Origin of the sequence: Mucilaginibacter sp. P25 (assembly GCF_050859465.1) — a bacterium.
Taxonomy (GTDB): Bacteria; Bacteroidota; Bacteroidia; order Sphingobacteriales; family Sphingobacteriaceae; genus Mucilaginibacter; species Mucilaginibacter gossypii.
The window spans coordinates 697,512-711,856 of the sequence record NZ_CP193937.1; the positions used below are offsets into that span (position 1 = coordinate 697,512).

Genomic DNA, 14,345 nt, shown 5'->3' on the forward strand with positions numbered 1-14,345 from the left:
GCCTGCTAATATGAAAAACAAGCTAATCATATTTCTGTGTGTTGCAGATGTCATGCTTAGGGTCTGCAAGCACAAAAAAGGCTGCTACGCCCGGCTCCGGTTGAGCGCTGGCTAAGGGCTTTTTCTTAATGCCCCTTTCAGGTGGTTAAGAGTTTCTACTCTTTCTTATAATCCTTATGTACAATCAAGAAACTCGCACGCTCTTCCTTATGAAAAGGAATATTCCAATTACCCTGGTAGGTAATTTTTGCAGGTAGCGTTTCGCCCTGGAAATTATTAAGCTCGATGTTCATCTGCACATTAAAATCAAAGAACATGTTGCTGAATTTCATATCGATATACCGGCCAAGGATCTGAAAGGTACGCTCATCAAAAATGGTGGTCATTTCCTTAATCATGGTATCGCTGTCGGATGTGCTCGGCTTGCACCTCACCTTAAAGCGATAAACAGGGATGGTGTCGAGGTATTTACCACGGGCAAATTCGTAATAATAATATTGGCGCATATCATTAGAGAAAATTTCCGTTTTGCTGCTGATGAAAGGGATTCCGCTTACTTTGCGACCCGGCGTAAAGATCAGCGTTTTGAGTTTGCTTTTGTACGATTCATTTTTACCTCCCGATCCCGGCAGGGCATCACCTTTAGTAAAATCAGAGTTATACGCATTCATGAAAATAAAATCGAACATCTCAACCGTATACAACTGGTACTTGCCGTTCTTTTTGTAAACGTCACCGCTGTCCCTTTTAGCAACGTATTCTATTTTATGTTTACCGGCTGCGTTGCTGTGGAGTATTTTACGGTAGATGCGCCCGTTTACCCGGTTCTTGCTGTCGTAAGTAAAAATTCGGTTTTCGGCAGTAAAGCCAAAGCCTTTCATATTCTGGAAGGCCTTATAAAAGCCTGTATCGGCCAATACGGCATCTATGAAATCCTGCGCGTTGAGTTTATGTGAGCGGATATCAACCAGTGAATCGATAACGATGGTACGGATAGTATCCGGATTAAAGCGATTGATTTGCTGAGCTTTTGTTAGCAGGCTGGCAGTAGTAAGGATAAGGATCAGGAGTAGTTTTTTCATTGATTGCTTTTTACAGCATGTCATTGCGAGCGTAGCGCGGCAATCGCATGCAATACAGAGCGGATCTGCAGAGTTCGCGATTGCTTCGTACCTCGCAATGACATGGTTTTTAGTTGCCGAGTTGTTTAACCGCCAAATAAGCCATCAAACCGGTACTTATTTTAAATGCATCTTCTTCCACGTCAAAAGTAGGTGTGTGCACAGATGAAGTTATTCCGCGGGCTTCGTTACGGGTGCCAAGGCGGTAAAAACAGCTGCTGGCAGCCTGCGAGTAATAAGCAAAATCTTCGGCAGCCATCCAGATGTCCAGGTCGAGCACGTTTTCTTTCCCCAGGTAAGCTTCGGCATGGCCACGGGTGGCATGGGTTAATTTTTCTTCGTTAATCAGGAATGGATAACCGCGCATGATATTGAAATCGCAGCTTCCGCCCATGCTTTCGGCAATACCTTCGGCCATTTTTTTCATGCGTTTGTGAGCTTCCTCGCGCCATTTCTCATCCATGGTGCGGAAAGTACCTTCCAGGTAAACCTCGTTAGGGATCACGTTGGTAGCCCCATTGGCTATTACCTTACCAAATGATAATACCGAAGGGCTTTTAGGATCGGCAAAGCGGCTCACCACCTGCTGTAGCGCGGTTAATATATGTGCGGTAATGATAACCGGATCGATATTCTGCTGCGGCTGAGCACCGTGACCGCCTTTACCTTTAACAGTAACATAAAGTTCATCAGTTGAGGCCATATATTTACCTGCACGGAAACCAACTTTACCGGCATCAATCAAAGGCATTACATGCTGGCCCAATACGGCAGCCGGTTTTGGGTTTTCCAAAACGCCCTCTTTAATCATGAGGCTGGCACCGCCGGGCAGTTTCTCTTCGGCCGGTTGAAAGATCAGTTTAACGGTGCCTGCAAACTGACTTTTCAATTCGGTTAATATTTTAGCTGTACCTAATAATGATGATGTGTGCGCATCGTGGCCACAGGCATGCATTACACCCGGGTTTTGCGATTTATACGGAACATCATTGGCTTCCAATATCGGAAGCGCATCCATATCGGCACGCAATGCAACAACATTGCCGGCGTCAGATGGTTTTTCGCCTTTAATGAGGGCTACCAAACCTGTATCGGCCATCTTATGGTATTCCAGGCCAAGCTCTTCAAGCTTGTTGGCTACAAAAACCGAGGTTTGCAATTCATGAAATGAAAGCTCCGGGTTGGCATGCAGGTGACGGCGGTTAGCCACTACCTCATTGAATATTTTTGCGGATAATTCCTGTATTTGCTCTTTAATCATTATTAGGATCCGTTTTAGGAAGATTTATTTTTTCGGAAATGATGAATATGCTCGAAAACGACGAGCGCAGTTCCTGTACCAGTTTTTCAGCTTCAAGCCGGGTACGGAAATCGCCTGCCTTTACCTTAAAGTTGGGCTCGCGGTAACTGATGTACGTACGCAGTTCGGGGTATTGCTGCTGCAACCGGTTTTGCGCGTTGTAGGCATCCTTGCGGTTTGAGCCACTGAAGAACTGTACGCGGTAGCCGTAGGATGAATAACCGGCGGCATCAGTACCCGCTGTACTGTTCAGCGTAAATCTTTTAGCTATCAGGCTGTCAACCAGCGGGTCCTTGATCACTTCAACCTTGCCGCGTGTTTGGGCAAAGGTTTGGGTTGATGCAAGCAGTAATAAAACAAAAAAGCAGTATCTGATAATGGCTGATTTAGCTTGATGATCAAATACTGCTTTTTTCATATGATAAATTATTATTTGGCATTAATAGCGGATGAAACTTGCATAAAGGCCTGTCACCCTGAGCCTGTCGAAGGGTCGCGAGTAAAGGCACTCCCACCATGCTTCGACAGGCTACCCATGACACCTTTTTTAACCGTCATTGCGAGGTACGAAGCAATCCCCGATTTGCAGAGCATCCATTAAAGTTTGCCCTGTATAGTTTGGGATTGCTTCGTACCTCGCAATGACATGATTATCATAGCCCGTTTTCACGAGCTTTATATTAATTCTGCCCTACACCGTGGCAGTTTTTGTATTTTTTACCGCTACCGCAAGGGCAAGGGTCATTACGGCCAATTTTGTTTTCAACCCTTACCGGGGTGATCTTTTGCTGCTCCTGCGGAAAATCATCCATAGGCACGCCGTTGCTTTCGCTCACCACTTCGGCCTTGGTTGTTTTCATCTTGCGCAGGTCAAGCTTCGGCTCGGGCCTCGCTTCCCTTACCTCTTCGGCCTGTTGCTGAACCGGGATGCCACCGCGGAACAGGAAGCTTACAATTTCCTTGTTCACATTGGCCAGCATGCCGCGGAATAATTCAAAGGCCTCAAACTTGTAAACCAACAGTGGGTCCTTTTGTTCGTAAACCGCGTTTTGTACCGATTGTTTTAACTCGTCCATTTCGCGCAGGTGCTCTTTCCACGCATCGTCGATCAGGTACAGGGTAACGTTTTTCTCGAAAGATTTAAATACCTCGTGACCATGGTTTTCAACCGCTTTTTTAAGCGGAACAGCTACCTGGATGCCGTGAATACCATCGCTGAACGGAACAACAATGTTTTCAACATACTGGCCGCGGGTTTCATAAACGTCTTTAATAACCGGGTAAGCCTGTTGTGCAACTGCTTCCTGTTTACGTTTATAAAAATCCATTACCGTTTGGAAGGTCAGATCAGTTAACGCCGGAATTGTTTTTGCAGTAAATTCGTCAGCGCTAAGCTCAATATCAACCGAGAACAAACGGATCACTTCTAAGGTAAAGCCTTCGTAGTTGGCACTTTCTTTATATTCGGTAACAATGTCCTCAACCACATCAAAAATGGTGTTGCTCAGGTCAACATCCAAACGCTCACCAAACAGGGCGTTTTTACGTTTGGTGTAGATCACTGTACGCTGTGAGTTCATCACGTCGTCATATTCCAGCAAACGTTTACGAATGCCGAAGTTGTTTTCTTCCACTTTTTTCTGTGCACGCTCAATTGATTTGGAGATCATGGAGTGTTGGATCACTTCTCCTTCTTCAATACCCATACGTACCATCAGGCTTGAAATCCGCTCTGATCCGAATAAACGCATCAGGTTATCCTCTAACGATACAAAGAACTGTGATGAGCCCGGGTCACCCTGACGCCCAGAACGACCGCGCAACTGCCTGTCAACACGGCGCGATTCGTGACGCTCGGTACCCACAATGGCTAAACCACCGGCTTCTTTAACGCCAGGGCCCAATTTAATATCCGTACCACGACCAGCCATGTTGGTAGCAATAGTCACAGTGCCGGCCTTACCAGCTTCGGCCACAATATCGGCCTCTTTCTGGTGCATTTTGGCATTCAGTACGTTATGTTTGATACCGCGCAGTTTAAGCATACGGCTCAATAACTCCGAGATCTCAACCGACGTTGTACCAACCAGTACCGGGCGACCAGCCTGAGTAAGACTAACAATTTCCTCGGCCACCGCATTGTATTTTTCACGTACAGTACGGTAAACAAGGTCTTGCTTGTCATCACGGGTAATTGGGGTGTTGGTTGGTATTTCAACCACATCCAGTTTGTAGATCTCCCAAAACTCGCCTGCTTCGGTAACAGCGGTACCAGTCATGCCGCAAAGCTTATGGTACATCCTGAAGTAGTTTTGCAGGGTAATGGTTGCAAAAGTTTGGGTAGCATCCTCAACTTTTACGTTTTCTTTAGCCTCAATAGCCTGGTGTAAGCCATCAGAGTAACGGCGGCCGTCCAATACACGACCGGTTTGCTCGTCAACTATCTTTACCTTGCCTTCGTCAAGAATGTATTCGGTATCTTTTTCAAAAAGGGTATAAGCTTTCAGTAACTGGTTAACCGAATGGATACGTTCAGATTTGATCGAGAAATCGCGCATCAACTCGTCTTTACGGGCAATCTTTTCTTCGGTGCTTAAGGCTGATTTTTCAATTTCAGCTATTTCGGTACCTACGTCAGGCATTACAAAGAAATGTGGATCTTCGCCGGATGCGGTGATCAGCTCGATGCCTTTTTCAGAAAGTTCAACCTGGTTGTTCTTTTCATCAATAACGAAGAATAATTCAGAGTCAACCTTTGGCATTTCTTTTCCCTGATCCTGCATGTAGTGATTTTCTACTTTTTGCAGGATGGTGCGGTTACCACCTTCGCTCAAAAATTTGATTAATGCTTTGCTTTTTGGCAAACCACGGAAAGCACGTAACAAAGCTAAGCCACCACCATCAACATCGGTATTACCGTCGTTAATAGCTTTCTTAGCTTCGTTCAATACGCCGTTAACGTAGTTTTTTTGCGCATTAACCAAACGCTCGATGCGTGGTTTCAGCTCATAAAACTCATGCTCATCGCCACGTGGGATAGGGCCTGATATAATTAAAGGTGTACGGGCATCATCAATTAAAACGGAGTCAACCTCATCCACCATGGCATAATGCAATTTGCGTTGTACCAGCTCTTCCGGGCTGCGTGTCATATTGTCACGCAGGTAATCGAAACCAAATTCGTTGTTGGTACCAAAAGTAATATCGGCCAAATAAGCGGCACGGCGCTGCTCAGAGTTTGGTTCATGCTTATCGATACAATCAACAGATAACCCATGGAACTCATACAATGGGCCCATCCACTCACTATCTCGTCGGGCCAGGTAATCGTTCACCGTTACGATGTGAACACCTTGTCCGGCCAAAGCGTTAAGATATGCAGGCAGCGTGGCTACCAGCGTTTTACCTTCACCTGTGGCCATTTCCGATATTTTACCCTGGTGCAGTACGGTACCGCCAATCAGCTGTACATCATAATGAACCATGTTCCAGGTAACCTCGTTGCCGGCTGCTATCCAGGTGCTGCTATGAAAAGCTTTATCGCCTTTAATAGTAACGTTTGGTTTGCGGGCAGCCAGCGTGCGGTCAAACTCGGTAGCGGTAACTTCTAATGAACTATTGGCAGCCAGGCGGCTTGCTGTTTCTTTAACTACAGCAAATGCCTCGGGCAATATATTCATCAATATATCTTCAAGCTCTTTATTACGGTCTTTTTCAAGCTTATCAAGCTGAGTATAAAGCTCAACTTTTTCGGCTACATCCATATCAAGCTCGTTTTCTGTACGATCTTTAATGGCTTGTATTTCACTGTCGATACCAGAAAGGCCTTCGGCAATGGTTTCTTTAAAATATATGGTCTTAGCCCTAAGCTCATCATTACTCAGGGAGCCAAGCTTAGCATATTCAGCCTTAATTTTCTCAACTATAGGCTGTATACTTTTTACATCCCGTTCTGATTTGCTTCCGAAAAGCTTACTGATAAAATTTAACATATTATTTTATTATGATACAACCCGGCTCAACAATTGCGCCATAGCAGCCGTTAGAGCCAAATTGACAGGCAAATGTAAGGTTTTGTGCCGAATGCCGAAAGGATAATGCTTTAAACCGTTATGCGTGGATGTAAGATTGACATTACGGTGTTTGTATTTGTTGTTGCTTGGCTCAGAATGTCTGAACTCGAATTAAACGAATTAAAGAATTTTCGGAATTTGCCTGGCATCCGGTTAATTCATTAAATTCTATAAATTTAGGTTCAGAAGCTCACACCCCGTTGTCGTGAGGGCACGACAACGGGGTAAAAACTGATCTCCAACAATACTACTCTATTCCGTTTTCAAACTTTTTACCGGGTTCATTGAAGCTGCTTTTATACTTTGATAACTTACGGTGAGCAGCGTTATGGCGATAGCTCCTATTGCGGTGAGGCCAAATATCCACCATGATAAATCGGCCCGGTATTTATAATCCTGCAGCCAGCCCTGCATAAAGTAATAAGCTGTTGGTATGGCTATCAATAATGATACCGATACCAGAAGCACAAATTCCTTCGACATTAATTGCCATAGGCTAAATATTGAAGCACCCAGCACTTTGCGTACACCAATCTCCTTAGTGCGTTGTTCGGCCATGAATGATGCCATACCAAACAAGCCCATGCAGCTGATAAAAATGGCCAGCAAGGTAAAGAACCCGGCGAGTTTGCCTATGCGCTCTTCGTTGGTGAATTTACGGGCATACTCTTCGTCGGTAAACTTATATTCGAACGGGCTGCCGGGCGCATATTGTTTAAAAACTGACTCAATTTTGGCAATAGCATCGTGGGCGCTCATTTTGGGGTTTAAACGGATATCCACAAGCCCGCCCGGATCATTATCCAGCACAAATATCGATGACTTAACCGGCTCATATGGCGACGACATCACCATATCCTTTACCACGCCTATGATCTTGAATTTTTTGCCCCAGTCGATTGTTTCACCTACAGCGTGCTTAAAATTCATGAAACGGGCGGCAGTTTCGTTTACAATCATGCTTGACGAATCGCCTGCATTATTGCGTTCAAAATCGCGGCCTTCAATTAACTTCCACTGGGCAACCTTGCCAAACTCCGGACTAAGGGTTATCGTGGCGAAGTCATCCTGTAAACCGGCAGGTTTTCCCCGCCAGTTTAGGCCGCTGTTATTGGAGTACACAGCAGTAAGCGGGCTACCAGACTCGGCAATTTCAATAATAGCCCCCGATTTAAGCAGATCGTTCCTTACGGCTTCAAAATGTTTATGAATTTCATCGGTACGCATATCTATCTGTACCAACCCCGTACGCTCATAACCGATAGGCCTGTTTTTGGTGAACTGCACCTGCCTGAACACGATGATGGTGCCGATGATTAGCGTAACCGACACAGCAAACTGCAGTACCACCAGTATTTTACGCGGCACTGCTGCATAGCGGCCGGCCTTGAATGTACCCTTCAAAACCTTAACCGGTTGAAAGGACGACAGATAAAATGCCGGGTAACTACCGGCAATTAGCCCTGTGATAATGCTGAAACTTAAACCCAGCAGCCAGAAAACCGCGTTGCCCCAAAGAATGTGCATGGTTTTATCGGCTACGCCATTGAACCACGATAGCGTAAGCTGCGCCAGTAAAACCGAAATTAAAAATGCGAACAACGCTAATATTACCGACTCGATAAAGAACTGGCTGATCAGCTGGCTCCTTAACGAGCCTACCGTTTTGCGGATCCCTACTTCCTTGGCCCTTTTCTCACTACGGGCGGTACTCAGGTTCATGAAATTGATACAGGCCAACATCAGCACAAATACGGCGATAATGCCAAACATCCATACAAATTTGATATCGCCGCCAACATTAAAGCCATCTTTAAAGCTCGAGTAAAGGTGCCATTTACTCATTGGATGCAGAAAAACTACCGGTTTAAAGCTGGCGCCAACGTCGTCTCCCTGCGCTTTAATCGCATGCAGTTTAAGATCTTTGATCTCGGCCGATACTTTTTTGGCGTCGATACCAGGCTTCAGCTGAGCAAAAATTTGCCAGGAGTTATTGCCCCAACGTGTTTCGGCCCGTTTTAACCATGCGGCGGTAGTTATATATAAATCCCATGGCGCTATGAAACCCAGCTCGCGAAACTCGGAATTATGCGGCATGTCTTCATAAACGCCGGTCACTTTAACATTCCATACATTATCAATTTTGATGGTTTTAAGCATCGGATCGGTACCACCAAACAAAGCCTTGGCCAATGTTGCCGAAAGTAAAACAGATGATGGATCTTTCAAACCGTCACGTGTGCCCTTCAGCATTTTTAAAGTAAGCAGATCAGGCGCTTCGGCCTGCATGTAGCTTCCCTCCTTAGTCAGCTTTTTTTCTCCATAGGCCATGATGTGCCCATAATTCCAGGACGAAAGCACCACGTATTTAAAATCGTGCTTATAGTCGTTCCGCAACTTATAACCCAGAGGTATAGGCATAGCCGTTTGCGAGCCCGTTACTCCATTGAATGTTTGATTTTGCCATACCTGAACTATCCGGTCGTAATTATCGAAGTTTTTATTGTACGATAACTCGTCCCAGATCCACAGGCCAATAAGCATCGCTACCGCCATACCTACCGACAGGCCTGTAATATTGATAAGCGTATGTGCCTTGTTCTTAACAAGGTTTCGCCACGCAACGGTTAAATAGTTTTTAAACATTTACCCCTCCTAACCTCCCCAAAGGGGAGGGATCTTTAATTTAATTAATAATTTATTAGCCCTCTCCTTTGGAGAGGGTTGGGTGAGGTTTTATTCACTCCTCAAATTCTTAACCGGGTTTGCCAGCGCCGCTTTTATGGCATGATAGCTTACCGTTAGCAAAGTGATTAAAACAGCGCCAACTCCTGATGCAGCAAAGATCCACCAGGTTATGGCTGATCTATACTCGTACCTGTGCAGCCAGTTGTTCATGTAATAATAAGCAGCAGGTATCGCTATAAACAGCGAAATAGTAACCAATACTACAAATTCTGTCGAAAGCAATCGCCACAGGTTGACTACCGACGCTCCGAGCACCTTGCGTACGCCAATTTCCTTGATACGTTGTTCGGCAACAAATGAAGCCAGGCCGAATAAGCCAAGGCACGATATAAATATAGCCAGCACCGCAAATATGGTAGCGAGGTTGCCGATCCGCTGTTCGTCCGAAAACTTGCTCGCGTATTCGTCATCATTAAATTTAAAATCAAACGGGCTGCCGGGGTTATATTTTTTGAACACCGGTTCTATCTTTTTTAAGGCTTCCTGCATGGGCATGGTTGGTTTAACCCTCAGCGTTATGAAATTAACCCAGCCCGGTAACATCATAAATACCGTAGCTACAGTTTTTTTGTAAGGCGATTCCATCACCATATCCTTCACCACGCCCGTAACAACATGATCCTGTTTGTTCCACCTGATCACTTTGCCCACCGGGTTTTTAATACCACTCATTTTCACTGCCGATTCGTTGAGGATAAAGGCACCGGTATCCGTTGGGAAGTTTCTTGAAAAATCGCGGCCCTGGATAATTTTCCAGCCTACGGTATGCCCAAAATCATAGGTTGTAGCAACGGTACCAAAAGTTGGATCGAAGCCTGCGGGCTTGCCCTCCCAATCGAAGCCTCCGTTATTTGCCCAAATCTCTGTGGTGGTACTGTTTGATTCGGCCATATCCTCAACCGCGCCGGTTTGGATCAGGTCGTTACGCATGGTTTCATAATGTCCGTAAATTTCAGGAGTCTTCATCTCGAAAGAAAGTAAGCCCGCACGCGAATAACCGACCGGCCTGTCTTTAGCATACTGGATTTGCCTGAATATGACAATGGTACCTATAATCAGCGCTATGGATACCGTAAACTGCACAACAACCAAAACCTTACGCGGCAGAGACGCAAAACGGCCGACCTTGAAAGTGCCCTTTAAAACCTTCACCGGCTCAAATGATGAAAGGTAAAATGCCGGATAACTGCCTGCTATGACGCCTGTAAATAAAGTAAAACCCAAAGCCAGGAGCCAAAACCAAACATTGCCAAATGGCATACCTATTTGTTTATCAGCAATATGATTAAATGATGGCAGCGCAATCAAAACTATACCAAGTGTAACTATCAGCGCCAAACAGGCAAATATTACCGATTCGCTCAAAAACTGGTTGATGAGCTGTGAGCGCATGGAGCCGATAGACTTTCTGATCCCCACTTCCTTAGCACGTTTCTCACTTCGGGCGGTACTCAGGTTCATGAAATTGATACAGGCCAGCAACAACACAAATACCCCAATAATACCAAACAGCCAAACCATTTCAATAAGTCCACCAACAGGTTTGCTGTTTTTAAAATCGCTGTACAGGTGCCATTTGCTCATGGGGTGCACCTGTATACTTTCATCATTCATCTTGAAATGTGGCTTGGTAATGTTCCTGATCTTAGCCGATACTTTATCAAAATCCACGTTATCGGCCAGCTGAACAAACAATGAGCAGCCATGATTATCCCATGCTCCCGTTTGCGTGCCCCACCAGTTGTTTTTATTAAAAAAAGGCATCAGGAACTTTGTTTCATAAAATGAAGTATTGCGTGGCAGGTCTTCATATACGCCGATAACTTTTAAGTTTGTTTTATTATCAGCTTTGATAGTTTTATTGACCGGATCGGCATTGCCAAACAGCGCTTTGGCAATTGATTGAGATATAACTATTGATGAAGGATCCCTAAACTCGGTATAACTGCCTCTTACCATATTCAATGCAAGCATGGCCGGCAAATCACCCTCGGCCCAGGCCCCAATTTGTGATATCTTTTTATCACCTACTGTAAGAATATGCGCCCCACCCCAAAAAAGCGAGGTGTGTTTAAAATCGCTGGCATACTTAGTACGCAATTCGGCACTCAGCGGCACCACGGTAGATCGAAAAGTAGGCGTTTCGCCATTTGCCGTTTGTGTAACCATAATCTGCCCCATGCGGTTGTAGGTGCTATGGTACTTATCAAACGATAGCTCGTCCCAGATCCAAAGACCGATAAGCATGGCCACTGCCATCCCCACCGATAAACCCGCAATGTTAATAAAGGCATGCACCTTGTTTTTAACAATATTACGGAACGCGATTTTGATGTAATTCTTTAACATGATTATAGTTCATTGGTTCATTGGTATTTGCAATCATGTCATTGCAGCGCAGTGCAGCGTAGCAACCTCGTCGTGCTTAACTCGACCGCGTTGCATGGCGTTTATGCATTAGTTACGAGATTGCCGCGTCGCGCCTATTCGTTACTCAGCCTGCTCCTCGCAATGACATAGATTATATTATTTCTTTAATTCCGAAATCGAACATCCGAATTCCGAAATCTTCCTAACCTCTAATCTCCAACCTCTAACCACTCTATTCCGCCTTCAAGCTCTTCACCGGGTTCATCCTCGCGGCTTTTATGGCTTGTGTGCTTACCGTTAACAGAGCTATTACCATAGCCAGCACACCGGCCAGGGCAAACATCCACCAGCTTATAGTTACCCGATATTCAAATGCCTGCAGCCATTTGCTCATGCCCCACCAGGCTATTGGTATAGCTATCACGAGGGCTACCAGCACCAGTTGTACAAAATCTTTCGACAGTAATTGTACAATACCCGTTACACTGGCACCAAGCACCTTACGTACGCCAATTTCCTTGCTGCGCTGTTCGGCGCTGAAAGCTGCCAAACCAAACAAACCAAGGCAGGAGATCACTATCGCCATCAATGTAAATGAATTGATGATTTGCGACAGCGTAACCTCGGTTTCATATTGCTTTTGAACCTCAGTATCTAAAAACGAATATTCAAACGGTGCATCAGCAATGTCCTTGCGCCATAGCGCTTCCATTTTGCTCAGTAACGATTTATAGTTTTTGCTATCTGTTGATACCACCATCACATTAAATTGCCGCGGATCATTACGGTAAACCAGCATAAACGGTTTTACTTCCATATGCAGGGAGTTGTAGTTAAAATCCTTCATTACACCGGCCACTTCAACAAAGCTTACCGGATCGGGCGCATATTGCGTATAAAGCCTGGTACCGGGAGCAGCCTGCGGACTAATTCCCAATCTTTTACATAAGGTTTCATTGATAAGTACACGGGTAGTATCGCCAATACGGAAATCTCTGCCTGCAATTATTTTGATGCCGTTGGCTTTGGCAAAAAACTCATCAGTATTAATATTTTGTGCATCCGTTGCGGTGGTCATGTTGCCGCCTGCGGTATAAACACCATGATCATGTGGTACAAACTGGCTCAGGTAATTATCGGCATTACTTACTGTTTTAACCTCGGCCATCTGCCTTAAATCATTTGCAAAATTTTTCATTTTGCCTTGAGTAGTACCGGTATAAAAATTAAAGATGAGCTTTTGATTTTGGTCGAAGCCAAGGTCTTTATTCTTTACGAAATTGAGCTGACTGTAAATCACGATAATACCTGTTATAAGTACTATAGACAGCACAAACTGAAACACTACCAATGATTTACGGATCCCTGCTGCCGAAATATGACTGGTAAAATTCCCTTTGATTACCTTAATAGCCCTGAACGCCGATAAATAAAAAGCCGGATAGCTCCCTGCCACAAAACCGGTAACCACAACTATACACACCAGCATTAGCCAAAGCTTATAATTGCTAAAAAACGATAAATGAATATCTGTATGCGTTACCTGGTTTAAATAAGGCAGCAGAATTATAAGCATTGGTAAGGCTATTGCCACACCAATGAGCGTTAGCATAAATGATTCGCCTAAAAACTGTTTCATCAAATCACCCTGGCCGGCGCCTATTACTTTGCGTACACCAACCTCTTTGGCGCGTTTTGATGCACGCGCTGTTGAAAGGTTCATGAAGTTGATACAGGCCACTACCTGTATCAGTACAGCCACCAATATCATGATGTACAGGAATGCAGGATCAAGCGTTTTGGTTAGCTCATGCTCATGCCCCGGCGTTGTATGAATGGTAGTTACCGGCTGCAGGTGCAGCGACTTTTTCATGCCGATAGCCTTCAATTGGTCGGCGCCATATTTATTCAAAAAGTCCGGAAGCTTTTTCTCAAGAGCAGCAGCACTGGCATTGGGGCGTAACTTTACATAAGCGTATAAAAAGTTATTACCGGCCCATGCAGTATTTTGCCGTACGTACTGCCCAAGGCCACCACTGTTCATGGCCATAAACATGCTTACTTTAATGTGCGACTGTCCGGCGCTTTCGTCTATCACCCCCATAACCTTAAAATCATGTTTGCCGAATGAATTATCGATAGAGATCATTTTCCCTATGGGATTCTCGCTGCCGAAAAGCTTATCAGCTACCGGCTTCATTAATACAAGGCTGTAAGGCTCAGCCAGCACTTTATTAACGTTGCCGCTAACAAAATGAAAGTTAAACACATCAAAAAAGGTAGAATCCACATAAGCAGCATCCTGCTGATAAAATGATTTTTCTTTGTAGCGTAACAGGTGCTGCTTGGCGCCAAAACCCTCAGTAGTAACTAACCGGGTAAACTGCAAAACTTCACCGAAATCGTTTTTCATAGCCGGCGCAATAGGCGGCGAACTTGCAGCGCCGTCATGTTTATCGCCGGTTAGCTCGAGCGTAGTGATGATACGATAAATATCCTTAACATCTTTATGTTGTTTATCGTAACTGTACTGATCCTGCACATACAGCAAAATGTAAAGGCAGCAAAGTGTACCCGTAGCCAGCCCTACTATATTAATTAAACTAAAGGTTTTGTTTTTCAACAAAAACCGCCATGCCGTTTTTAAATAACTTTTTAACATTTTAGTTGATTCAATGGTTCATTCAAATATGTCATTGCGAGCGATAGCGTGGCAATCGCACGGAAGCAGAG

7 protein-coding genes are annotated in these 14,345 nt (G+C 44.8%); all 7 read right to left on the reverse strand.

Going from position 1 to position 14,345, the window contains the following annotated elements; genetic code table 11:
• Positions 1-155 precede the first annotated feature (155 nt).
• Positions 156-1,082, reverse strand: coding sequence for a hypothetical protein (locus tag ACRQ5D_RS03665; RefSeq protein WP_091166919.1), 927 nt, complete (start codon positions 1,080-1,082; stop codon positions 156-158).
• Between the two features lie 109 nt (positions 1,083-1,191).
• Entirely contained in the window at positions 1,192-2,382 is a 1,191-nt protein-coding gene (locus ACRQ5D_RS03670; RefSeq protein ID WP_090529452.1) for a M20 metallopeptidase family protein, read from the reverse strand.
• Positions 2,375-2,839, reverse strand: coding sequence for an SPOR domain-containing protein (locus ACRQ5D_RS03675; protein WP_091165225.1), 465 nt, complete (start codon positions 2,837-2,839; stop codon positions 2,375-2,377). Before ACRQ5D_RS03675 ends, ACRQ5D_RS03670 begins: the two co-directional genes overlap by 8 nt.
• A gap of 262 nt (positions 2,840-3,101) precedes the next feature.
• Positions 3,102-6,413, reverse strand: coding sequence for a preprotein translocase subunit SecA (gene secA / locus ACRQ5D_RS03680; protein ID WP_091165222.1), 3,312 nt, complete (start codon positions 6,411-6,413; stop codon positions 3,102-3,104).
• Positions 6,414-6,746: 333 nt separating this feature from the next.
• Positions 6,747-9,140 (reverse strand): ABC transporter permease, encoded by a 2,394-nt coding sequence (locus ACRQ5D_RS03685; protein ID WP_091165220.1) that lies wholly within the window; start codon positions 9,138-9,140, stop codon positions 6,747-6,749.
• Positions 9,141-9,230: 90 nt separating this feature from the next.
• Positions 9,231-11,591, reverse strand: coding sequence for an ABC transporter permease (locus ACRQ5D_RS03690; RefSeq protein WP_091165218.1), 2,361 nt, complete (start codon positions 11,589-11,591; stop codon positions 9,231-9,233).
• 253 nt (positions 11,592-11,844) lie between these two features.
• Positions 11,845-14,274, reverse strand: coding sequence for an ABC transporter permease (locus tag ACRQ5D_RS03695; RefSeq protein ID WP_091165215.1), 2,430 nt, complete (start codon positions 14,272-14,274; stop codon positions 11,845-11,847).
• Between the last annotated feature and the right edge of the window lie 71 nt (positions 14,275-14,345).